Raw genomic sequence first — 21,753 nt, 5'->3', positions numbered from 1 at the left:
CTACCTTGGCACAAGCTGGAGCGCCGAAATTAAGCTGCGGAACGAGTCCTGAACGAAGCAAGCCCGAATCGCTGACTCCGGCAGAATCGGGATTCGTTCACGGCAAGATATCGCGGGGACGGCCGCACGTACCACCATATCTGGAATCGTGACACGAGCTTGATCCACTCATTTTCGCGACCAGCGTAAACGGCCGGGCGCCGACAGTCCTCCGCGCTATTTATGTCGTGCTCACGGCGAAACGAGGGGCCGCCGTGTGATTTCTGCGTACGCAACGGCGCGGAACCAGCCTGAGCCATCGCCTCAGCGGGCCGTTCGGACGAGACCCGCCTCCCGTCCGACACCTTGGCGATCGGGCGTTTCCCGGAGCGTTGACAATAATACGTACGTACGTATTCTACCTTCATGAGCAAGCCATCCCTTCGTGAAAATCTCCTCGCCGCTGGCCGCGATCTCCTCTGGAAGAGCGGCTATTCCGCCACCGGCATACGCGAGATCGTCGCTGCAGCCGGAGCGAGCCCTGGCTCATTCACCAATCATTTCGGATCGAAGGAGGAATTCGCCGAGGAAGTGCTCGATCGCTATTTCGCCTATGTCGGCGGCCTCGTCGATGAAGCCCTGGCCGACCGCTCCCTGCCCGCAGCCGCGCGGTTGCGGCGCTATCTGGACGCGATCACGACCAAGCTCGAAACCGCCGATTGGTCGCGCGGCTGCATGATCGGCAATTTCAGCGTCGAGACCTCTCCCAATAGCGAACGGTTGCGGCAGCGACTCTCGGAGATCTTCGTCCTTTGGCGAGAGCCCTTTGCGGCATGCATCGCCGAAGGCCAGGCCACTGGCGAGATCGCGACGGATTTCAGCGCCGACGACCTCGCTGATTTCCTGCTCACCGCCTGGCAGGGCGCGATCCTGCGCATGAAGGTCGATCGCAGCCCGGTTCCGCTCGAACGCTTCAAGGCCATCCTTTTCGCAACGCTGTTTGGAAGAAGGGCATCGCCATGACCCAGTCACCTGGATTCGCATCCGAATGGCTGCGCCGGGAGATTCCCGTCCTCGGCTCGACCATGTCCTATGTCGAGGCCGGCTCTGCGGGGCCGACCGTACTCTTCCTGCACGGCAACCCGACCTCCTCCTATATCTGGCGCCATATCATTCCGCACGTCGCGCCGCTGGCGCACTGCATTGCCCCCGACCTGATCGGCTACGGTCAGTCCGGCAAGCCGGACATCGCCTATCGCTTCACCGACCAGGTCCGCTATCTCGACGCCTTCATCGCTGAACTGGGCCTCGGACGGATGGTCATCGTCGCCCAGGACTGGGGCACGGCACTCGCCTTCCACCATGCCTCCTGTAACCCCAGCGACATGATCGGCCTGGCCTTCATGGAATTCATCCAGCCCTTTGCAAGCTGGGATGCATTCCATCAGCGGCCGCAGGCGCGTGAGCTGTTCAGGGCGTTCCGGACGCCGGGACAGGGCGAGAAGCTGATTCTCGAGGACAATGTCTTTATCGAGAGGGTCCTGCCCGCTGCCGTCCTGCGGGCCTTGAGCGATGAAGAGCTGGATGCCTATCGAGCGCCGTTTCCAACGCCCGAATCGCGCAGGCCGATCCTCCGACTGCCCAACGAGCTCCCCATTGCGGGCGCCCCGGCCGATGTCCATGCCATCAGCGAGCGCGACCACGCAGCATTACGTGCGTCCACCTATCCGAAGCTGTTGTTCTGCGGCGATCCCGGGGCGCTGATCTCTCCGGCCGAGGCGGATAGGTTCGCGGCGGGACTGCATGATTGCCGCCTGATCAATCTCGGCCCCGGCGCGCATTACCTGCAGGAGGATCACCCCGGTGCAATCGGGACGGCGCTCCGTGACTGGCTGGGTGAGATTACTGCAACGACGAAAGCGAGTGAACGCGCTGCGGCTTAGTTCTGCCGCGCGGCCGTGGTGGTGGTCGGATCGACCCTGAAGCTCGAGGCCTCGATGACCGCCGTCCCGATCATGGTCTTCACCGAGATGCGGATCGGCACCATCACATTGGTGCCGTTGACGGGGGCGAGCCAGGTGTTGATCTCGCGATTCTCGGTCATGAACTTGGTGCTCGGCCGCAGGGCGCGATGCCCTGCGATCGGCACATACCGCGCCTGGCAGATCGTGACCGGGCCGCTATAGCCTTCGAGCTTCACCTGCCGCGAACCGGAATAGCTCAGCTTGATGTCATAGCGCGCAGCGCCGTCGAAGATTGGCAGCGTCCGGTTGCAGGCGGCACCATTCCCGCCCTTGCCCTCCACGGGCATCAGGAAGGCGCTGATCGGATCGACCACATTGCGCTTGTGGCTCTCGTTGAGCGGCACGCGATCGGGCTTGTCGTCGATCGGCGGCGCAATATCCACGGCCTGCACCGTGCCGCCGTCGAGCGCCATGCGCACAGTGCGGCTCTCGCTTGAGTTCGCCGACGAAACCGCGAAGGTCGCAGGCGACAGGCGCCCGCCATGAAGATTGCCGGTTGCGGCACCTGAGCCGCGTCCGCCCGTGAAGCTGCCGACCAGGCCCGTCATCTTGGCGACGATATCGAGCTTGTAGCTGCTGCCGTCGATGCCGCCGCTGAGATGGGCGGTGCCGAGCGTCAGGCCGAGCAGGGAGACATCATATTTGGCCTCCAACGAGGTCGCCGCGGCCGACGACGCTCCAAAGCCGGAGGCCAGGGCCAGCGCAGCGAGACCAAGTCCGGCCAGGGACGACGCGATGGCGGGCTTCATCCAACTCCTCCGGACGGCATGCTTCGCACCGGCATGCACTGCGAATCGGTCCGAATCGTGACCCCTTTTACCGAATTTGGCGAGTGGCAATGCCGCCACGCTGCATCCGCCCCGATCGTGCTATGGAATCAGTCGCGGTCCTTGACGCAGCAGCCGGCCTTGGCTATAGACCCGCGACTTCAATTTGACTTCCGGTGCTCGTGGGCCGGCACGTCGCGTGTCGGCATTTTTGTTTGAGACAACCGGTTCCAAGGGAACGATATCATGGCTCGCCGTTGCGAACTGACCGGGAAAGCCACCCTCACCGGGCACCTCGTCAGCCACTCGAACCGCAAGACGAAGACCGTCTTCCGGCCGAATCTCGTCAATGTTACGCTCCGTTCGGACGCGCTCGGCCGCTCCGTGCGCCTGCGTGTCTCGGCGAACGCCCTGCGTACGGTCGATCACCGTGGCGGACTTGACGCCTTCCTGGTCAAGGAGCCGGCAGGCAACCTCTCGACCGGCGCACTCACGCTGAAGCGTGACATCGAGAAGAAGCTCGCGACCAACTGAGCGCGCGGCTCCTTCACGGAATGAATGAAGCGGCCGCAAGGCCGCTTTTTTCGTTTGCACAGGACGCAGTGGCCAGCCCCGTATCATCCGTTCTCGGTGCTTGATCGCCGGCACATTCAGGACTTGTGCTCGCCGCAAGAGCGAGCTTGAAGTCACGCTCGTCCCCTTATCCCAACTCGAATTCCAGAAGCACGGTGCGCTGCAGGAAAGAGAAGTTGTCGTCCGAGATCAGGGTCAGGATCGTCCTGCCATGATCCTGATGGACGCAAAGCCCTTCCATATTGTCGATCTCCTGGCCGAGATCGGCCTCGATCAGGGAGGGGCCGTCAAGCATCGCACCCGGCCGGAGGCTTGCGCCGGGAACGCGGCGAATCCGCATGCCGACACCACGCAGAGGCTTGTACCAGCGCTCCAGCAGAAGCATGTCGCCGCCGGGCAGGAAGGCCAGATCGGTGATATCGAAGCCGCCATGGCGCCGCACCTGAAACAGGCCGGGCTGCCGCCCCCCGATGATCACGCCGAGCGTCGGTTCGTCTTCCCCGCCCGAGCGCTCGGCGATGGCGACGAGCGCGCCCGCAAGCGGCTGCCCGGCAGGAACGACACCAATCGCCTCCAGCCCGCGATTGCTCGGCAGGCGCTTCACCTCGCGTGGTACCGGGACGATGCGGGCACGCGCTTCGACCCCATACCGCGCCCATTCGAAACGCAGGACGTCATGCGTCCGCTCGACGCCGATATAGGCGACGCCATCGGCGATCGTCAGGCTCTCCGTGTCGAAATAGCGCGAACGATGCAGCGGCCGCCCGGAGGCGCCGAGGATCGGTGCGAGTTCGGCCTGCTCGAAGCGAACGATCCGCCCCTTCTCGGAGACAGTCTTCGCCGTCAACCAGAAGCCGTTATCGGTGATCGCAACCAGATCGACGCCGTTGCGCGAGCGCCAGAGGCCGGAAAACCCGCCGAAGCGCGGATGGTCGCCGCGCAACACCAGCCCGCCCCGGAAGCTGAGCTGGCCGAAGTGTGTCTTGCCGGGATTGCGCGGCTCGAAGGCATCGAAGCCGCGCACGCTGATGGTGAGCTTTATGCGGCCCGGCTCGATGCTCTGAGCCTGAGCGGCAGGCAAGCCCAAGCTGGCGGCGCCCAGCCCCTGGAGGACGCCGCGTCTGGTCAGCCTCATTGCATGCGACGAGAAACCGGAGCCTTGCCGGTGGGGCCGTCCTCCTCGAAGAGCTCGGCCAGCTTCTCCGTCATCACCCCGCCGAGTTCCTCCGCATCGACGATGGTAACGGCGCGGCGATAGTAGCGCGTCACGTCATGGCCGATGCCGATGGCGATCAGTTCGACCGGCGAGCGCGTCTCGATCTCGGCGATGATATGGCGCAGATGCCGCTCGAGGTAGTTGCCGGCATTGACCGACAGCGTCGAATCGTCGACCGGCGCTCCATCGGAGATCACCATGAGGATCTTGCGCTGCTCGGGCCGCGCGAGCAGCCGCTTATGGGCCCAGTCGAGCGCCTCGCCGTCGATATTTTCCTTGAGCAGGCCTTCGCGCATCATCAACCCGAGATTCTTGCGAGCCCGGCGCCAGGGAGCGTCCGCTGCCTTGTAGATGATGTGCCTGAGATCGTTCAGCCGGCCCGGATTGGCCGGCTTGCCGGATTGCAGCCAGGCCTCGCGCGACAGCCCGCCCTTCCAGGCACGCGTGGTGAAGCCGAGCAGCTCGACCTTGACGCCGCAGCGCTCCAGCGTCCGCGCCAGGATGTCCGCGCAGGTCGCAGCAACCGTGATCGGCCGGCCGCGCATCGAGCCGGAATTGTCGATCAGCAGCGTCACGACCGTATCGCGGAAATTCGTGTCCGATTCCTGCCGGAAGGAGAGCGGCTGGAACGGGTCGATGATGATCCGCGGCAGGCGCGAAGGATCGAGCGAACCCTCTTCGAGATCGAACTGCCAGGACCGGTTCTGCTGCGCCATCAGGCGGCGCTGCAACCGGTTGGCAAGCCGTGCCACCACGCCCTGGAGATGGGCGAGCTGCTTGTCGAGATAGGCCCGCAGCCGGGTCAACTCCTCGGCGTCGCAGAGCTCCTCGGCCGTGACCGTCTCGTCGAACTTGACGGTGTAGGGCTTGTAGTCCGTTTGCGGCCGGTCGTTCTGGCGCCCCTCGCGGGGGCGCGGCGCCTCGCCCGCCTCCTCGGATTCAGAGGAATCGTCCTCCTCGTCCCAGTCGCCGGCCGGAGCATCGGTCGCTTCCGACGCGCCCTCCTGCAACTCGTCGGTCGCATCCTCGCTGACCTCGACCTCCGAGCGCTCGCCGCCGCTTTCCTGCTCGGCCTCGCCATCCTGCTGCTGCTGATCCTCGGAGGACTGGTCCTGGTTGTCCTCGTCCTCTTCCTCGTCCTGGCCCTGCGAACTCTGCTCGGCCATGTCGAGTGAAGCCAGCATATCGCGAACCGTCCGCGAAAAGGCGCGCTGATCCTCGACCGACTGCGACAGCCGGTCGAGATCGGCACCGGCCTTCGCCTCGATCACGTCGCGCCAGAGATCGACGATCTTGGTCGCGGCCTGCGGCGGCTTCAGCCCCGTCAGGCGCTCACGCACCATCAACGCCAGTGCGTCTTCCAGTGGGGCGTCGGCGCGATCGGAGATTTCCTCGTAGCGGCCACCGCGATGATAGCGGTCTTCCAGCATGGCGGTGATGTTGCCGGCCATGCCGCTCATCCGGCGCGAGCCGACGCATTCGACCCGGGCCTGCTCGACGGCGTCGAAGACAGCGCGCGCCGCATCGCCCTCCGGCGCGGCGCGGCGGTGGATCGAGGCGTCATGGCAGGCGAGCCTGAGTGCCATCGAATCCGAGTGGCCGCGCAGGATCGCGACATCCTGGACCGTCAGCTTGCGCGGCGGTTCGGGCAGACGGGCTCGTTCGCCAACGAGCGATGGCTTGTCCGCCGCGAAGACGATTTCCATCTCGGGCTTGCGCGCGATCGCCTTCATCGCACCGGAAATGGCGCGCTTCAGCGGCTCGGCTGGTGCTTCCTTGGGCTGACCCGGCTTACGATTGGAGATGGACAAGGCGGAGCCGTCCTTTGACTTGATGCTAGCGCGAGCGCCCGTCGAACATCGTCGAATCGAGTTCGGCGGGCTCGACACCCTCGAGGCAGCGTACATTCACCGCGACCATCGGCGTGCCGTCCGGCATCGAGCCGCGAGCGAAGGATTCGATGCCGCAGGTTTCGCAGAACAGGTGCTGGATCTTCTGCGTGTGGAAACGGTATTCGGTCAGCGCATCCTCCCCCTTTTCAAGGGTGAAGGCCGTCGCCGGCGAAAAGGTCAGGATCGAGCCGCGACGCTGGCAATAGGAACAGTTGCAGGTGATCGTCCGCTCGAGGCTGGCCTCGACCGTGAACCCGACCCGCCCGCAATGGCAGCTCCCTTGATAGCGCGCGCTCGCCATGACCCGTTTCCCCTCAGCTCAGAACGACGTTGACCGCGCTCTCCGGCAATTCCTTGCCGAAGGAGCGCTGGAAGAACTCCGCCACGAGCGTGCGCTCCATCTCGTCGCACTTGTTCAGGAACGTCACCCGGAAAGCGAAGCCGATATCGCCGAAGATCGCGGCATTCTCGGCCCAGGTGATGACCGTGCGCGGGCTCATGACGGTCGAGAGATCGCCGTTCATGAAGGCGTTGCGCGTCAGGTCGGCGACGCGGACCATCTTGTTGACGATGTCCTTGCCCTCGGGCGAGGCCTGATAATGCTTCGACTTGGCGAGCACGATCGCGACTTCGTTGTCGTGCGGCAAGTAGTTCAGCGTCGTCACGATCGACCAGCGGTCCATCTGGCCCTGGTTGATCTGCTGGGTGCCGTGATAGAGGCCCGACGTGTCGCCGAGGCCGACCGTGTTCGCCGTGGCGAACATGCGGAAGGCAGGGTGAGGACGGATGACGCGCTTCTGATCGAGCAGCGTCAGCTTGCCGGACTGCTCGAGCACGCGCTGGATCACGAACATAACGTCCGGGCGACCGGCGTCGTACTCGTCGAAGACGAGCGCGATGTTGTTCTGCAGCGCCCAGGGCAGGATGCCGTCCTGGAACTCGGTGATCTGCTTGCCTTCCTTCAGCACGATCGCGTCCTTGCCGACGAGATCGAGGCGCGAGACGTGGCTGTCGAGGTTGACGCGCACGCAAGGCCAGTTCAGGCGGGCCGCGACCTGTTCGATATGGGTCGATTTGCCTGTGCCGTGATAGCCCGAGATCATGACGCGTCGATTATGCGCGAAGCCCGCGAGAATCGCGATCGTGGTGTCACGGTCAAATCGGTAGTCGACGTCGAGATCGGGCACATGGGCGTCGGCCTGCGAGTAGGCCGGCACTTCGAGATCGGAGTCGATCCCAAAAGTCTGGCGCACCGACAGCTTCATATCGGGAAGGCCCTGGGCAATCGTCGTCGTCATTGTCTTGTCTCCGGGCGCAGAACAGTGCCGGGCGAACCACCGGTTGTCCCACTGCCGACCGAAAGGGGAGGCGTACGAAACCTAATTAGTGCGAAAGCGTCGGAGCGGCAATTCGCAAACCGCCGCAACGGCAATACGCAGGAGGCATGTCGCAAAAGACATGCCGAGCGTTCAGGCGCGTTCGGCCAGCAGCTTCGCAATGATCGCGACGGAGGTTTCGGCCCCTGCCCTGTCGATCGTGAGCGGTGGGGGCGCATCTGCCCCCAGCATCTCCGTCACCGCTTTCTCCAACCTGTTCGGTGTCAGCGAATCAGGTCCGGTCAGGCGCAGACAACGTGCGAGGCCTGCATTCTCCATCGCCTCGGCGCGGATCGCCTGCTCGGTCTCGTTTCCGGCATCGAAGGGCACCACGATCGCCGGCCGCCCGGCGCGGACCAGGTCTAGCACCGTGTTGTAGCCGGCCTGGCTGATCGAAAGCGCACAGCCTGCAAGCAGCCCGGGGAAATCCGGTCTCGCACGTTCGACGCGGACATGCGCCGGCGCCTTGCCCTCCAGGTCGGCGAATTCCTCTGCGCCGATGCCCTGACCGCCAAGGATACGCCAGCGCCTGCGATTGCCCATCAAGGTCGCGGTCGCGATGGCGAGCTCGAACAGAGGCAAGCCAGCAGCCGAACCGCCTCCGGACACCACGATCTCGCCAGGCTCCAAGGGAGCGGCGCACTCCTCGGGGCCGGTCAGGTAACCGGTATAGCGCAGCTTTCGCGCCAGCTCTGGTGCAACCGGCCAGGACCGCTCCAGCGGCAGGAAGGCTCTGTCGCCATGGACGAGGACCGCGTCGAAATCTGCCGCGATGCGCGCTTCGGCCTCACGGATGCGATCGGCGCGCGGCGTCACCAGGACATCGCGCACCGAGGACAGGACCAGCGCCCGTGGATTGGCCGCCGCCGCCACGCCGATGAGGCCCAGAAACTCATCGCCCAATTGTCGGCGTCCGAACGGAAAATGCTCGGTAATGACGACATCGGGCCGGTGCTGCGCCGTGAGATCGCAGAGCGTCTTCCGGCGCAAGGCGCGATAGTCCTGCGAAACCGGTCTCCCTTCCGGGTCGAGCAGGTTCCGGAAGTCAACACCCTCGACCTTGACCGGCGGCAACTGGGCAAAGGTGAACGAACCGTCCGGGACGGATCGCGGCGCGGCCCCGCCGCTGACCAGCACGGTTTCGAATCCGGCGGCCCCAAGGGCACGCGCAAGATGAGCGGCCCTGACAAGATGGCCGCTGCCGAGGAGGTGCGTGACGGCGATCAGGACGCGGGGCGTCATGATCGCCGCCGGTTCGCTGCGTCCAACAGCATCGCCTGGACCCGGTCGAGTCCCGCCGCTGCCGAAAACGCCTGCGCCAATCTCTGGAAGGCGGCCTCCCCAAGGGCGACGCGCCGTGTCGGGGACGACGCGAGATCGGCCAATTGCCGCGCCAGTGCCTCCCGATCGCCCGGCGCCACGAGCACACCTTCGACGCCTTCGCGTACGAATTCGGGAATGCCCGCGAAATCGGTCGCAACGATCGGCAGGGCTTGGCTTGCGGCCTCCATCACGACATTGGGCAGGCCATCGCGATCGCCATCGCCCGCCTGCTTCGAGGGCAATACGAAGAGATCCGCATCGCGCAGGGCCGCAATCACGTCCTGCTGAGCCTTAGGCCCCGACCAGATGACCCGCTCCGCCAGTCCGAGATTCGCGGACAACGCCTTCAGCGCAGCGAGCCTTTCGCCGCCGCCGATATGGGTCAGCCGCCAGTGAAGCTCTGCCGGCAGCGCCGCCAGAGCTGCGAGCAGATCGTCGAAGCCCTTCTTCTCCACCGCCCGACCAATGGTGATGAAACGAACCGGATCGGCAGGGTCGCGACCATCGCGCATGATCCGCGCGACCGGAGGCGCGGGAAACCGCGCCAGGTCGAGCCCATGATAGAGCAGAGCGACCTTGTCGGTGCGATCCGCAAGCCGCGTCAGCTCCGCATGTCCATCACGAGTGCAGGTGACGCCCCAGGCTGCGTCGGCGATCTTTTCGCGCTTCTCCCAGTTCGGTGTCGTCCAGATATCCTTGGCATGGGCCGAAAATGACCAGCTCAAGCCACGCAGCAGCGCCGCGTATCGGATCACCGAGGCCGGCGTGTGCAGATAGTGAACGTGCAGATGGTCGATACTCCCCGGGAGTTCCCGCGCCATCACGCAGGCCTGGCCGAAGCGGCGTACCCTGTTACGCGTCGGATCGCGGGCAAGATCGCGCAGGAAAACCGGCAGGAGCCGAAGGAATCCTGGCCGGAACAGAGCCCGCCCGATGCCGCGCAGCACACGCCCCGGCTCCTCGTGCAGATACTCCGGCAGGTATGTCACGGGCGCCGTGATCTGCTTGTGCATGAGGTGGCGTGCGCCATCCGTCGGCTGACGCAGCGACCAGATCGAAAAAGGCAGTGCGCGCTGCTGCAGGCCCAGCAATTCCTGTGCGATGAACGTCTCCGACAGGCGCGGATAGCCCTTCATCGCAATCGCGATCCGCGGCTCCTTCACCTCGCTCATCGCCGGCCGATCAGCATGAAGCGCGTATAGTTCCTGCCCGGCAGCGCGCCGGAAAAATGGATCTCGGACAGTCCGACCTGCTCCTTGAACGCTTCAAGACTGGCGACGCAGCTTTTGTGGTCCGGCTCGCGATAATAATCGTTCGACTGCAACAGCACCGGCAGACCGGGCGGCAGCGATGCGACCCAGCCGGGCACATCGGCCAGATGCTCGCAGCTCGTGTTGATCACCAGGCCGGGCCGCTCGGGCTCCCTCGTGAAATCAAGCTGCATCATATCGGCAGTGACAGCGCCGAAGCGCTCTTCCGCGACATGGCGGCGATTCAGGCGTTCGGCGATCTCCGCACACGCGGGATCGCGGTCGAGGCTGACCACCCTGCCGAGGTCGAGCCGCGGATCATCCAGCAACAAAGCGCCGAGCACGCCATACCACGCCCCGAGCACCCAGACCGGCCCCTCCGGTCGCGGCAAAGTCTCGGCCAGCGCATCGACCAGCCAGCGCTTGGACGCGATCTGCTTGTGGTTGAAGGCGATCCAGAGTTCCGGCGGCATCCCCTGGCCGATCAGCCGCGCGAGATCGGCCACGACCCTGTTTCCGGTCAGGGCTGCGACACCGCGCAGAATGTCGTAGAAGGCGTCCGAAGGCGTGTCCGTGGTCATGCCATATCGCGAAGGGATGGGATGAATTCGGCCGGACCATATGCAAGCCCGGATATAAAGGCCAGTCACGAGAATGACGGCGCAATGGCCCCTTCGGGAACCTTGTTGCCCCATCTCGCCGGCCCCGGCGCCTGCTTGAGACAGGTGCTCGCCGCGCACGCGGTGCGGCACTGCCCGCATATCGTGGAGATCGGGGGCGCCGGGCTGCCGATCACCGGCTTTCTCACCCATTCCCCGCAATCGGTGACGGTGATCGACCCGAAAATACCGGCTTTCAAAGCAGATATACTGAACGGAAAGCCCTGCACGGTCCTGCATCGGGCCGCCAAGCTTCAGGCCATCGCGCTTGCCCCGCCGAAGCCCTATGCATTGGTGCTGCTCGGCCTGTCGCTCAAGCCCTTCGGGGGAACCGCGGCGACCCCGCCCGAACTGCTCGCCCTTGCGGAAGCAGCCGAGACCCTTGTGATCGACTACGCGCTCGATCTGGAACGCGCCTGCGGCCAGATCGGCGCGATCACGGCGACGCGGCCGGCTCCGCCGCTGATCGATCTCGCCATGACGATCGACGATCCGGCATTGCGCAGCGCCGGATACGACCGCCGCCGCTTCCTGGTCTATGGCCCGCCCTGAGCCTCAGACGTCCTGATTTTCGGGCTTCTGGTCAGCCTGCGTCTTGGGGCGCCGTCCAGCCGGATTCGCGGGGGTGGGCGTCTCGGTGGGAGCCCGCTGCTCGCCATTGCCAGCATCCTGCGTCGCGCCTTGCGTCGCCACTGCGCTGGCGTCCACCGCGTCAGCCTCATCCGCAGCGTCGATGCGTGGCGTCCTGGCGAAGCCATAGGCCGCCATCGGCGCATCCCGGCCCTTGATCATCACCTTCAGCGGAACGGCTTCGGCAAAGCTCCGGCCGGTCACTGCAACAGTCGTCTCCGAAACCACGATATCGGCGAGAACACGCCGTGTCGCGGCCTCGAACTGGCTCGCGATCGCCACCGTCTCGCCGACCGTGATCTCATGCCGGCCGAGGCTGTCATTCTCGACCGCGCCGACGACAGCCTGGCCGGTATGGATGCCGATGCCGATCCGCAGCGGCAGCGGCAGGGCCGCGCTGAACTCACGATTCAGGGCGTCGACCGCCCGCACGATGTCGCCAGCAGCCGCGATCGAAGCCAGTGCCGCCTTGGCCGGGCTGGCTTCCAGGCCGAACACCGCCATGAAGCCATCGCCATAGAGAGCATCGATGCGCCCGCCATGAGCGATGATCGCCTGCGCCATCTCGTCGAAGAAGCGATTGAGCAATCCGATCAGCTCATGCGGCAGTTGACGCTCCGACAGCGCCGAGAAAGCGCGCAGATCGGCCACCATCACGGTCAGGCCGCGCCGGGCGATGGAACTATCCAGTTCGACGGCTCGTATGGCCGATCCCAGTTTGGATGCGAGCAACAACTGCACCTGCAGGTCGTCGCGCGGTCGGATCTGGCAGGCGAGGCGGACACGCGGCGGCGCCGAAATCCGACGCAGCAGCTTCGCCTCGTTCGGCCCTGGCGCCGGAAGCCCATCCGCACCATCGAGGACCAGCACGCGGCAGGTGGCACAGCGCGCCCGCCCACCGCAAAGCGCCGCATGCGGAATATTGAAGCGCCGGAACAGCTCAAGCACGGTCGGGCCGGGCACGACCTTGCGCACGCCATGGCCGACGAAGCGCACCGTGATCGCACGGGTCGTCCGCACCCGGAACTCGCGAAACGCAACGAAGATCGCGAAGGCGCCGACGAGCCCGAAGAAGCCACTCTTCACCCACATCTCATGCCAGTTGGACATCGCCGAACGGGCGTCGTTGCGTGCCTCCGGCGGCAGGGCCATTTGCACGGCCTCGCGCGCGGCGACGGAGAAGCCGATCAGGGCAAGAACCGGAATGAGGATCGCGACCAGAAGAAAGGGATCGCGCCACCGCGCATAGCTATCCCGGCTGCGCAGGATGAAGTGCAGGCCGATCATGCCATGCGTCCAGACCAGGAGCAGGAGCAGCGACTGCGCCAAGGCGTGCCCGGGCCAGAGCCGTCGCAGCACCGCGTGGTAGCTCTCGTCGATATGGAAATAATGCCCGATGATCCGGGTGCTGACGATATGGTCGACGAGCAGCAGGGGGATGGCGAGGCCCAGCGCGATCTGCAGGATTTCGCGCACCGGCATGCGGAAGGTCCGGCGCTGCGCGACTCGCACCAGAGCAAAGAGCGGGTGAACGATCAGAGCGCCATAGAGCGCGACGGTTCCCGGCCAGGAATGCCAGACAGCGTAGCGCCATTCCTGCACCTGCTCCATCGCCGCAACACCGGCGATCCCAACGGCATGGTTGAGGAAATGGGTCGTCGCGAAGACGAGCAGGACGAACCCTGACACCAGGCGGATATCCCGGCTCCAGGACGAAACCTGGCTCATGCCGGCATCGAATCCAGGCGAACGCTTCGTGCCGGTCTGCGGCAGACTCATGAGTTTTCCCGTGTCCTCAATGGACCTTCTCGCTATGCAGGACGTAATTGGCCAGTCGGTACAGGCGCGAGGCCAGATCACGTGACAGCGCAACGCTGAAATCGGGAACGGTGCCGAGCAGTTCGAAGAACAGATCCTTCGGCAGGCGGAGCGCGCAGACCTCGGTCTTGGCGACAGCTTCGCCGAGATAGGCCTGGTCGCTCAGCATCGGCACGTCGCCGAAGATGCTTCCCGTCTCGAACTGGAAGCGCTTGGCGGGGCGTTCACCCTCCATGTGGAGGAGCTCCACCTCTCCCTCCAGGATGAAGTAGACGCCTTGCGGCCTCTCTCCTTCCCGGATGATGACGGTCCCCGGCTCGAAATGCAGGCGTTCACCCATCAAGGCCACAAGCTTGAGCCGTGGCGCCGGCAGGCTGCGAAAGAGCGGTATGCTCCGCAGGCAGGCGATATCGCTTTCGAGCGTCATTGTCGCACCTCTACCCCCTCGGCGACCCGCAACGGAGATGAAACGGCCCGATGTTCCGTTTCGTCCTCGCCATCGCTGTCGCCGTCTTCAATCACGCCGAAGGATCCGTTGAACACGAGCCTCGGCGAAATGTCCCTGGCGAGACTACCATCACCAAGAAGTAGAAACAGTGTCATGCCGGTACAATGCTTGCGCAAGCGGCTGATGATTTCACCACCCTTGTTTGTCGTGGCAAGCAGCGCACTCGGATCGAGAATCGCGATCTGCGGCGTCTTGATCAAGGCTTGGGCGAGCGGGATCGCGAGCCGGATCCGGGCCGGCAGATAGCGGCCACGCAGCCCGCAATCGGTGTTGAGTCCGACGCGATAGAGCGAGCCGTCCAGACCTGCGCGAGACAGCGCCGTTCGCATGATGTCGGCAACCTTGCGGCCGGCATCGCTGATGCCGAAGCCGATGCGCCCGAACAGAAGATTGTCGCGGATGCTGGCCCCATCCATGACGCGGTCCGGGTCATAGAAATCGACCGAACTGGCAGCATCCGCCGGCAAATGGGCCTTGAAACTTGCCCGCGCACGCAAAATCCGCCGCCGCAGGGCATCGTCCAGCAAGTTGAGGCGGTGCTTCGGTTCGATATAGCCGAGCGCGAGCGCCATCAGGTTTCGCTCCGTTTCCGGATCGAGCGGGCTGCGCATATCGTGCTTGGCAAGAACCGAGGCCAGGCTCTTCAGTATCTCGAGGTCGAAGTTCGTGCCAAAGGAATACCTTTCGAACAAGGCATGGCCGGCCGGCAGTCCCTCGAAGATCTCGACCACCGTCGAGACGATGCGCGCACCCACTTCGACGAGCGGCTCGATCAGCGCTTCGGCCTGCATCAGGGCGCGCGCATAGGGCTCCGCCAGCAGGGTATCATTGGCGAAACGCGCCCCCTTGCGCGCCCCGAAGATCAGGTTCTCCGCAATGGTCGCGTTGGCATTGTAGCGTTTGGGATCGAATGTCTCGACCAGTCCGGCGAGCTTGCTCTTGGACAGTTCCGCCGCCACGACCTTGCGGGCTTCGGTGATCCTGTCGATGATCGACTGGTCGAGCGGCAGGACGACCTTACCGTCCAGTCCGAGCTCGTAGACGTCCTCGTCGCAGCCAAGGACCTCCAGAATCCGCTGGATATGCGCTTCAAGCTCGGCGGCGTCGGCGAGCCCCACCCCTTCATAGTCGGTCCAGTCGGCCGCAAACGAGAAGGGCGTATTGCCGGAGCGGACCGCTTCGATCAGCCGCCTGTGCTCTTGCGGCGTGATCGGTTCGTTTGGCTTCAGGCTCGGCCGCCGGCGCCTGAGGGGCAGCAGGATGTTGTCGCGCAGCGTGCCGTTGATGATCTCGACCTCCTGGCCGGCATAACCGATCAGATGGCTTGCCTTCTCGACCGAAAATCGCGCGAGGCTGGCCCTGTCGATCAGGACCCGTCCCGAATAGGACATGATCTGGCGGCCGAGGATGCGGCCGAAGACGTCGCGCGCTCCCCCCGGCGGCCCGATGACGGCAACGACGCTGGGACGGGGCACCTGAAACGACAAGGGCGACAGCAGCGGCTGGCCGCGGTTATCGAGCATCTGGACGCTGTCGAGCCTGATCTCGCCCTTGTCGGGCAGGTTCGAACAATCCTCCTCCTCGTCGAGCACCATTGTCTCGTCAGGGTTGAACTGGCCGACGACCTGTTCGTACTTGATGGTGACGTCGTTGCGCTGCTGATCCCAGTCGATCAGTTCCTTGATCGGCGGCGGCAGATCGCGATAGGCCGCGATCACGGCAACGAGCTGGCCGATATCGAGCCGGCCCTGCAGGGCAAAATAGCCCCCGACTGCGTAGAAGAAGAATGGCGTGATCTGGGCCAGCAGGTTGTTGAGGAACTTGACCGCGAATTTGCGCTTGTAGAGCGCGTAGCGGATGTCGAAAAGGTTGCCGAGACGCCCGGCAATATCCGACTGCATATAGTTGGTGACGCCATGCCCCTGAATGGTCGGACCGGCATCCACGATCTCGCCGATCCTCCCCGCGAGCAGGCGCGATGCGATCTGCCTTTCGCGGCCAAGCCGTAACTGCTCCCGCCGCAGGATCGGGATGATGATCGCCTGGGCGATCACGATGAACAGTGCGATCGAGCCCAGCCAGACGCTTTGCACCATGATGAAAACCAGCGCCGTCAACGCCTGGCTAAGCAGGAAGACCGGCTGGATGAAGGCATCACCGACGAAACCGCCGATCGGCTCGACCTCGTCCTTGATCATGCTTGCCACTTCGGCCGGCTTGACCGCCCTGATATCCTCCGGCTGGAAGCGCATGAGCTGGCTGAACAGGTCGTAGCGCATGCGCCTCAGCATCCGCTCGCCGAGGATGCCCTTGCGCACGTTGATCACGTATTTGAAGACGCCGTTGATCAGCACCAGCACAAGGAAATAGAAGCTCAGCCCGAAGAGCAGCCCGAGCTGGCCGACCTGGAAGCCGTCGAACAGGTGGACGCTGCCRCCGCCGAAGATGTCCGGCCAATGCAGCGTGATGTCCATCAGCGTCGCGCTGGTCTGGCCGTCCTTGAAGGCTCCGCCCTGGATCGCATCGTTGACGATGCGCTTCGGCACGACGAACGAGGCCCAGTTGAATGGAATTGAGGCAAGGATGATCAGCAGGACGACGATCTGTTCGCCACGGCTCTTCTGCCAGATGTAACGAAAGAGGTTCGTCTCCAAGGGACGTCCTGTCTGGCGAACCGGATGGTGCACCGCTTATTGAGTTTCGCGTCATATGTGTGTCAGTCACGGCCCTTGCGCAATGTCGCAATGCGGCATGCCCACGGCTTGCTTGGCGCCCGGCCGCATGTTTCGATCACAATGCGCGGAGGAACGACGATGCGGCTGAGAGGTGTCGGACGGCGGTTGGCAGGGATGTCAGGGATTGCCCTGCTCGCGCTGACACCGCCGTCATTGGCTGCGGCACAGGACGGATCTTCGCTGCTCCTGAGGGATGCTTTCGATGCCGGGCGCTTCGCCCTCGAAGGCGGGCTCTATTATAAGGACAATGCCGAACAGCGCGCCGGACAGGTGACATTTCAGGAGAAAGGCGCCCTGGATGGCAGGGGCGCGCTCACCCTGTCGGTCAAGCCGCTCTGCGCGAAGGGCGCGCGCAATTGCAGCGAAAGGGCCGAGGTCTGGGAGAAGCCCGAGGTCCTGGCAAGCTACGATCAGACGGTCTGGCACGGCTTCGCCATGCGCCTCGACGATCCCGTGCCGCAGGACGATGCCCGCTATGTCATGGCGCAGTGGAAGCGCCAGATCACGCCCGGAGCAGAGGGAGATTATTCGCCCTTTCTGGCGCTCAGGCTGTTTCAGGGGCGGCTTGGTGTCACCGTAGAGACCGACATGATCGAGGTCTTTCCGATCGGCGGTGCAGAACGCCCAGACGGCTGCCTCCCCGGAGAGGCCCTGGCCGTGAACCGTCGTGTCGCGCGGCAGACCCGCGCTCTGGTGGCGCTTGAGACCGGCAGCACGCGGGCCGACTACCCCGCCTATTTCAATGCCTGCGCGCCAGGAATCCAGGTGACCCATCACGCCGGGCTGCCGCCTGCTCGCGCCGGCTGGATCGACTTCGTTTTTCGCTCGAGCCCCGGCCCGCAGGGCAACGGCCATGTCGAGATCGTGGCGAACGGCCGACATGTCGCCACGATCAAGGGCCCGATCGGCCATCGCGGCCTAGGCCTCGGAAAGAAGCAGTATTTCAAGTTCGGACCTTACCGCGCCGCCAACACAGGCCCGTGGAGCGTAAGTTACGACGATTTCCGGCGCGGGCCGCGTTGCGCGGATGTCATCCGGAACGGGCAATGTCCGCCGGAATGAGCGCGTGCAAGACAGAGATTGGCAAGACGCAACTTTCCACGTCTAGTGCCAGGGGACCCGGTGACCCGGGAGTGAATGCGGGGTTCAGGCGTTAGCAGCTCATGGATATCTTGCGGATCAGCGATTTGCGGATCGGCTTCACGGTGCACGGGTTCGCCCGGGATGTCGTGAAGGGGGTCAGTCTGCGTGTCCCCGCGGGGAAGACAGTTGCCCTTGTCGGCGAGTCCGGATCCGGCAAATCGGTGATCTCGCAGGCGATCATGGGGCTCCTGCCCCGCGCGGGCGCCGTCACCGGCGGAGAGATCCTATTTCGCGATCCGCTCGACCGGAACACCGTGATCGACATTGCGGGCCTGACCGCCGAAGGCGAAGCGATACGCGCGCTGCGCGGCGGCCGTATCGGCATGATCTTCCAGGAGCCGATGTCCTCGCTCTCACCGGTGCACACCATCGGCAACCAGATCGAGGAAGCCCTGCAACTGCATCGCCCGACCGATGATGCTTCGGCACGCCGGCAGATCGAGACGATGCTTCGGCGCGTCGGCTTCAAGGACCCGGTGCGCGCCTACGGCTATTACCCGTTCGAGCTTTCCGGCGGTCTGCGTCAGCGCGCCATGCTCGCCATGGCCCTGATCTGCCAGCCCGCCCTGCTGATCGCGGACGAGCCGACCACCGCTCTCGACGTCACCATCCAGGCCCAGGTGCTCGACCTGATGCGAGATCTCCAGGCCGAGATGGGCATGGCGATCCTGCTCATCACCCATGATCTCGGCGTCGTTGCCAACATGGCCGACGAGGTTGTGGTGATCTATCACGGCGAGATCATGGAAAGCGGTCCTGTCGAGGATATCTTCCGACGTCCGCGACACCCGTATCTCAAAGCGCTGCTGAAAGCCTCGCCGCATTTCGACATGCAGGAGGGCGAGCGGCTGGTCGCATTGCGCGAGGCACGTGCCCAGCCTGTGGCAACGCCGCGTGCCGCCCCGCTCATCTCCCGGCCTGCCAATGCGCCGCCATTGCTGAGCGTGCGCCACCTGCGCAAGACCTACACCACTGGCTCGCGCGGGTTCTTCGGCAAGGGCACCCAGGCTACGGTGCTTGCGGTCGACGATGTCGGGTTCGACATCGCGCGGGGCGAATGCCTCGGCCTTGTCGGCGAGAGCGGCTGCGGCAAGACCACCGTCAGCAAGATCATCATGCGCGCGATCACGCCCGATGCCGGGGCGGTGACCTTCAATGACGGCTTCGGCCCGACAGACGTCCTCTCCCTGCAGGGCGAGGAGCTGCGGCGCTTCCGTCAGCGAGTCCAGATGATCTTCCAGGACCCGGTCTCGTCTCTGTCGCCGCGCATGACCGTCATGAACATCCTGCGCGAGCCGCTGGTGATTCACGAGCGCGGTGACGGCGCCGAGCAGACGGCCCGCGTGCGCAGCCTGATGGAGAGCGTTGGGCTCGATCCGCGCTTCCTCAGCCGTTACCCGCATTCCTTCTCCGGTGGCCAACGTCAGCGCATCGGCATTGCGCGCGCGCTCGCGCTCGACCCGGACCTGATCGTTTGCGACGAACCGGTATCGGCGCTCGATGTCTCGGTGCAGGCGCAGATCCTCAACCTGCTCAAGGACCTACAGGCCGAGCGCGGCCTCACCTTCCTGTTCATCTCGCACAATCTCGCCGTCGTGAACTACATGGCGGACCGGATCGCGGTCATGGCCAATGGCCACATCGTCGAACTCGCGCCGCGCCACGCCCTCTTTGCCTCGCCAGCTCACCCCTATACGAAAGCCCTGCTGCGCTCGGTGCCCTTCGCCGATCTCGACCGCAAGCTCGATTTCAAGCTCGTCGCACCCGGCGGCGCCTCCGATTACAGCCATTGGGCGCCGGCCTTCAGACCGGAACCCGGCGTCAGCCTCGAGCCGCTATCCCTGGGCGAAGGCCACTACGTCCTGGCCCGTCCGGAAGCAAACCACAGGGAGTTGGTCTGATGACATCCCGCCGGCAGCATCCCACACGCCGTGCCGCTCTCTTGCTCGGAGCCGGCGCTCTCGCCGTTCAGGGCCTGCCGCGCGGCGTGCTCGCACGCGAACCCAACCCGATGGATTTCATCGACAGCCCATTCTGGGCCGAGAAGGTGGCGGCAGGCACCATGCCGGTGATCGCGCTTCGCCTGCCGGAAGAGCCCCGCGTGATCGAAGTGTCCGGCCCCGACCGTGTTCCCGGGCGGCATGGTGGCACGATGCGCATGCTGATGGGCGACCAGCGCGACATCAGGATGATGACGCTCTACAGCTATACCCGGCTTCTCGTCTATGACGACAACCTCGAACTCGCGCCGGACATCCTGGAGGCGGTCGACGTCAAGGACGGCCGTGTCTTCACGCTGAAGCTGCGCAAGGGGCATCGCTGGTCGGACGGCAGCCCCTTCACCACGGAGGATTTCCGCTACTGGTGGGAGGATTTCGCCAATAACCGGCGCCTCTCACCTGGCGGGCCGCCCCAGGCGATGCTCGCGGGCGGCGAGAAGCCGGTCTTCGAAGTGCTGAGCGAGACCGAGGTCCGCTACAGCTGGAGCAAGCCGAACCCGGTCTTCCTGCCCTCGCTCGCCGACGCCCAACCGACCTATATCTACATGCCTTCGGGCTACCTGAAGCAGTTCCACGAGCGCTACGCCGACAAGGTCACGCTCTATGCCCGCGTCAAGACGGCGCGCGTCAAGGACTGGGGCTCGCTGCACGAGCGGTTCTCGCGCATGTACAGGCCCGAGAACCCCGATCTGCCGACGCTCGACCCCTGGCGCAATCTGACATCGCTCCCCGCCGAGCAGTTCGCTTTCCAGCGCAACCCCTATTTCCACCGCGTCGACCAGGCCGGGCGGCAGTTGCCCTATGCCGACGAAGTGACAATCACGATTGGCACGAATTCGCTGATCCCCGCGAAGACCGCAGCCGGCGAGAGCGACCTCCAGGCGCGCTATCTCCGTTTCGACAATTACACCTTCCTGAAGGACGCCTCGAAGCGGATGAATTTCGACGTCAGGCTCTGGAAGCGGGCCGAAGGCTCCTGGTTTGCGCTGATGCCGAACCTGAATGCCATCGATCCGATCTGGCGCGATCTCAATCGCGATGTCCGTTACCGCCGCGCCCTCTCCGTCGCGATCAATCGCAAGGACATCAACCAGGTGATCTTCTTTGGCCTTGCCAAGGAAAGCGGCAATACGGCGCTGCCCGAGAGCCCACTTTATGACGCCGCCAACGCCAATATGTGGATGCAGGCTGACCGGGCGCTGGCCAACCGCCTGCTCGACGAGATCGGGCTGACCAAACGTGCCCCGGACGGCATACGGCTCCTTCCCAATGGCCAGCGCCTCGAATTTACCGTGGAAACCGCCGGCGAGAGCACCGAAGAGACGGACATCCTCGACCTGATCAAACAGGATCTGCAGGAGGTCGGGATCAAGATCTATCCCCGCTCGACCCAGCGCGACGTCTTTCGCCGCCGCATCCTGGCCGGCCAGACCGTGATGTCGGCCTGGGCGGGCATGGATAACGCGCTGGTCGCGGCCGAGATGGAACCCGATGCGCTCGCCCCAACGTCGTCGATGCAGTTCAACTGGCCGCGTTGGGGCCAGTTCCTGGAAAGCGGCGGCCGCGAAGGCGAAGAGCCTGACCTGGCCGAAGCGCAGGAACTGGTCAGGCTCTACCAGGCCTGGCGCGTAAGCGTGACCCATGACGAGCGCAGAACGATCTGGCGCGCGATGCTGAGGATCAATGCCGAGCAGCTCTTCACCATCGGCGTGGTCAATGGCACGCTCCAGCCGGTCGTGGTCTCGCGCAATCTGCGCAATGTTCCCGAAAAGGGCCTTTACAGCTTCGAGCCGGGTGCCTTTTTCGGCCGCTACCTGCCCGATACCTTCTGGTTCGACGATGCTCAGGTGAAGAGCTGAC

The 21,753-nt window shown here is 64.6% G+C and carries 18 protein-coding genes; 7 read left to right on the top strand and 11 right to left on the bottom strand.

Annotation, left to right across the window (positions count from 1 at the left end; translation table 11 throughout):
* The first annotated feature begins 405 nt into the window (after nucleotides 1–405).
* Complete coding sequence (locus AC1DW9_RS30050) at nucleotides 406–1,002, top strand: TetR/AcrR family transcriptional regulator (protein ID WP_441505676.1); 597 nt, start codon at nucleotides 406–408, stop codon at nucleotides 1,000–1,002.
* A complete protein-coding gene (locus tag AC1DW9_RS30045; RefSeq protein WP_441505677.1) occupies nucleotides 999–1,922 on the top strand; it encodes a haloalkane dehalogenase in 924 nt (307 codons plus the stop codon). The genes AC1DW9_RS30050 and AC1DW9_RS30045 overlap by 4 nt, the downstream gene beginning before the upstream one ends.
* Here the strand turns inward: AC1DW9_RS30045 and AC1DW9_RS30040 are convergent.
* A complete protein-coding gene (locus AC1DW9_RS30040; protein ID WP_441505678.1) occupies nucleotides 1,919–2,752 on the bottom strand; it encodes a DUF3108 domain-containing protein in 834 nt (277 codons plus the stop codon). The genes AC1DW9_RS30045 and AC1DW9_RS30040 overlap by 4 nt on opposite strands.
* A 264-nt stretch (nucleotides 2,753–3,016) precedes the next feature.
* Between AC1DW9_RS30040 and rpmB the strand changes: the two genes are divergently transcribed.
* Entirely contained in the window at nucleotides 3,017–3,304 is a 288-nt protein-coding gene (rpmB, locus tag AC1DW9_RS30035) for a 50S ribosomal protein L28 (RefSeq protein WP_113516050.1), read from the top strand.
* Nucleotides 3,305–3,470: 166 nt separating this feature from the next.
* On the opposite strand, the gene AC1DW9_RS30030 is transcribed toward rpmB, so the two are convergent.
* The 7 genes from AC1DW9_RS30030 to AC1DW9_RS30000 form a co-directional block, all read right to left on the bottom strand.
* Nucleotides 3,471–4,430, bottom strand: coding sequence for an esterase-like activity of phytase family protein (locus tag AC1DW9_RS30030; RefSeq protein ID WP_441505679.1), 960 nt, complete (start codon nucleotides 4,428–4,430; stop codon nucleotides 3,471–3,473).
* Between the two features lie 44 nt (nucleotides 4,431–4,474).
* Nucleotides 4,475–6,370 (bottom strand): cobaltochelatase subunit CobT, encoded by a 1,896-nt coding sequence (gene cobT, locus AC1DW9_RS30025; RefSeq protein WP_441493210.1) that lies wholly within the window; start codon nucleotides 6,368–6,370, stop codon nucleotides 4,475–4,477.
* 25 nt (nucleotides 6,371–6,395) lie between these two features.
* Entirely contained in the window at nucleotides 6,396–6,752 is a 357-nt protein-coding gene (locus AC1DW9_RS30020) for a GFA family protein (protein ID WP_441505680.1), read from the bottom strand.
* A gap of 13 nt (nucleotides 6,753–6,765) precedes the next feature.
* The gene (gene cobS / locus AC1DW9_RS30015; protein WP_069878864.1) at nucleotides 6,766–7,749 is read right to left on the bottom strand and encodes a cobaltochelatase subunit CobS; all 984 of its coding nucleotides are present in this window, start codon (nucleotides 7,747–7,749) and stop codon (nucleotides 6,766–6,768) included.
* A 171-nt stretch (nucleotides 7,750–7,920) separates the two neighbouring features.
* On the bottom strand, nucleotides 7,921–9,069 hold the full coding sequence (locus AC1DW9_RS30010) for a glycosyltransferase family protein (RefSeq protein WP_476775493.1): 1,149 nt from the start codon (nucleotides 9,067–9,069) through the stop codon (nucleotides 7,921–7,923).
* A complete protein-coding gene (locus AC1DW9_RS30005) occupies nucleotides 9,066–10,322 on the bottom strand; it encodes a glycosyltransferase (protein WP_476775494.1) in 1,257 nt (418 codons plus the stop codon). The genes AC1DW9_RS30010 and AC1DW9_RS30005 overlap by 4 nt, the downstream gene beginning before the upstream one ends.
* Nucleotides 10,319–10,981, bottom strand: coding sequence for a class I SAM-dependent methyltransferase (locus AC1DW9_RS30000; protein WP_441493206.1), 663 nt, complete (start codon nucleotides 10,979–10,981; stop codon nucleotides 10,319–10,321). Before AC1DW9_RS30000 ends, AC1DW9_RS30005 begins: the two co-directional genes overlap by 4 nt.
* Nucleotides 10,982–11,065: 84 nt before the next feature.
* Between AC1DW9_RS30000 and AC1DW9_RS29995 the strand changes: the two genes are divergently transcribed.
* Nucleotides 11,066–11,611 (top strand): hypothetical protein, encoded by a 546-nt coding sequence (locus tag AC1DW9_RS29995; protein ID WP_441505683.1) that lies wholly within the window; start codon nucleotides 11,066–11,068, stop codon nucleotides 11,609–11,611.
* Between the two features lie 3 nt (nucleotides 11,612–11,614).
* Here the strand turns inward: AC1DW9_RS29995 and AC1DW9_RS29990 are convergent, their stop codons facing one another.
* Genes AC1DW9_RS29990 through AC1DW9_RS29980 form a run of 3 tightly spaced genes read right to left on the bottom strand, consistent with a single transcriptional unit; the run spans nucleotide 11,615 to nucleotide 16,669 of the window.
* Nucleotides 11,615–13,468: an adenylate/guanylate cyclase domain-containing protein gene (locus AC1DW9_RS29990; RefSeq protein ID WP_476775495.1), complete on the bottom strand. Its 1,854-nt coding sequence runs from the start codon at nucleotides 13,466–13,468 to the stop codon at nucleotides 11,615–11,617.
* Between the two features lie 16 nt (nucleotides 13,469–13,484).
* Nucleotides 13,485–13,934, bottom strand: a complete 450-nt coding sequence (locus AC1DW9_RS29985; RefSeq protein ID WP_441493203.1) for a cyclic nucleotide-binding domain-containing protein — start codon at nucleotides 13,932–13,934, stop codon at nucleotides 13,485–13,487.
* Nucleotides 13,931–16,669: an ABC transporter transmembrane domain-containing protein gene (locus AC1DW9_RS29980; protein ID WP_476855263.1), complete on the bottom strand. Its 2,739-nt coding sequence runs from the start codon at nucleotides 16,667–16,669 to the stop codon at nucleotides 13,931–13,933. Before AC1DW9_RS29980 ends, AC1DW9_RS29985 begins: the two co-directional genes overlap by 4 nt.
* Nucleotides 16,670–16,864: 195 nt before the next feature.
* Here AC1DW9_RS29980 and AC1DW9_RS29975 point away from each other — a divergent pair, with 195 nt between their 5' ends.
* The 3 genes from AC1DW9_RS29975 to AC1DW9_RS29965 all read left to right on the top strand — a co-directional run bounded on the left by AC1DW9_RS29975 (nucleotide 16,865) and on the right by AC1DW9_RS29965 (nucleotide 21,752).
* A complete protein-coding gene (locus AC1DW9_RS29975) occupies nucleotides 16,865–17,812 on the top strand; it encodes a polysaccharide lyase family 20 protein (RefSeq protein WP_476775497.1) in 948 nt (315 codons plus the stop codon).
* A gap of 101 nt (nucleotides 17,813–17,913) precedes the next feature.
* The gene (locus AC1DW9_RS29970; RefSeq protein ID WP_441505686.1) at nucleotides 17,914–19,794 is read left to right on the top strand and encodes an ABC transporter ATP-binding protein; all 1,881 of its coding nucleotides are present in this window, start codon (nucleotides 17,914–17,916) and stop codon (nucleotides 19,792–19,794) included.
* Nucleotides 19,794–21,752, top strand: a complete 1,959-nt coding sequence (locus AC1DW9_RS29965; protein WP_441505687.1) for an ABC transporter substrate-binding protein — start codon at nucleotides 19,794–19,796, stop codon at nucleotides 21,750–21,752. The genes AC1DW9_RS29970 and AC1DW9_RS29965 overlap by 1 nt, the downstream gene beginning before the upstream one ends.
* The last annotated feature ends 1 nt before the right edge of the window (nucleotide 21,753 follow it).

It is taken from the genome of Allobosea sp. P4_E12, from assembly GCF_056401655.1.
This window is presented reverse-complemented; position numbering and strand designations above follow the sequence as displayed.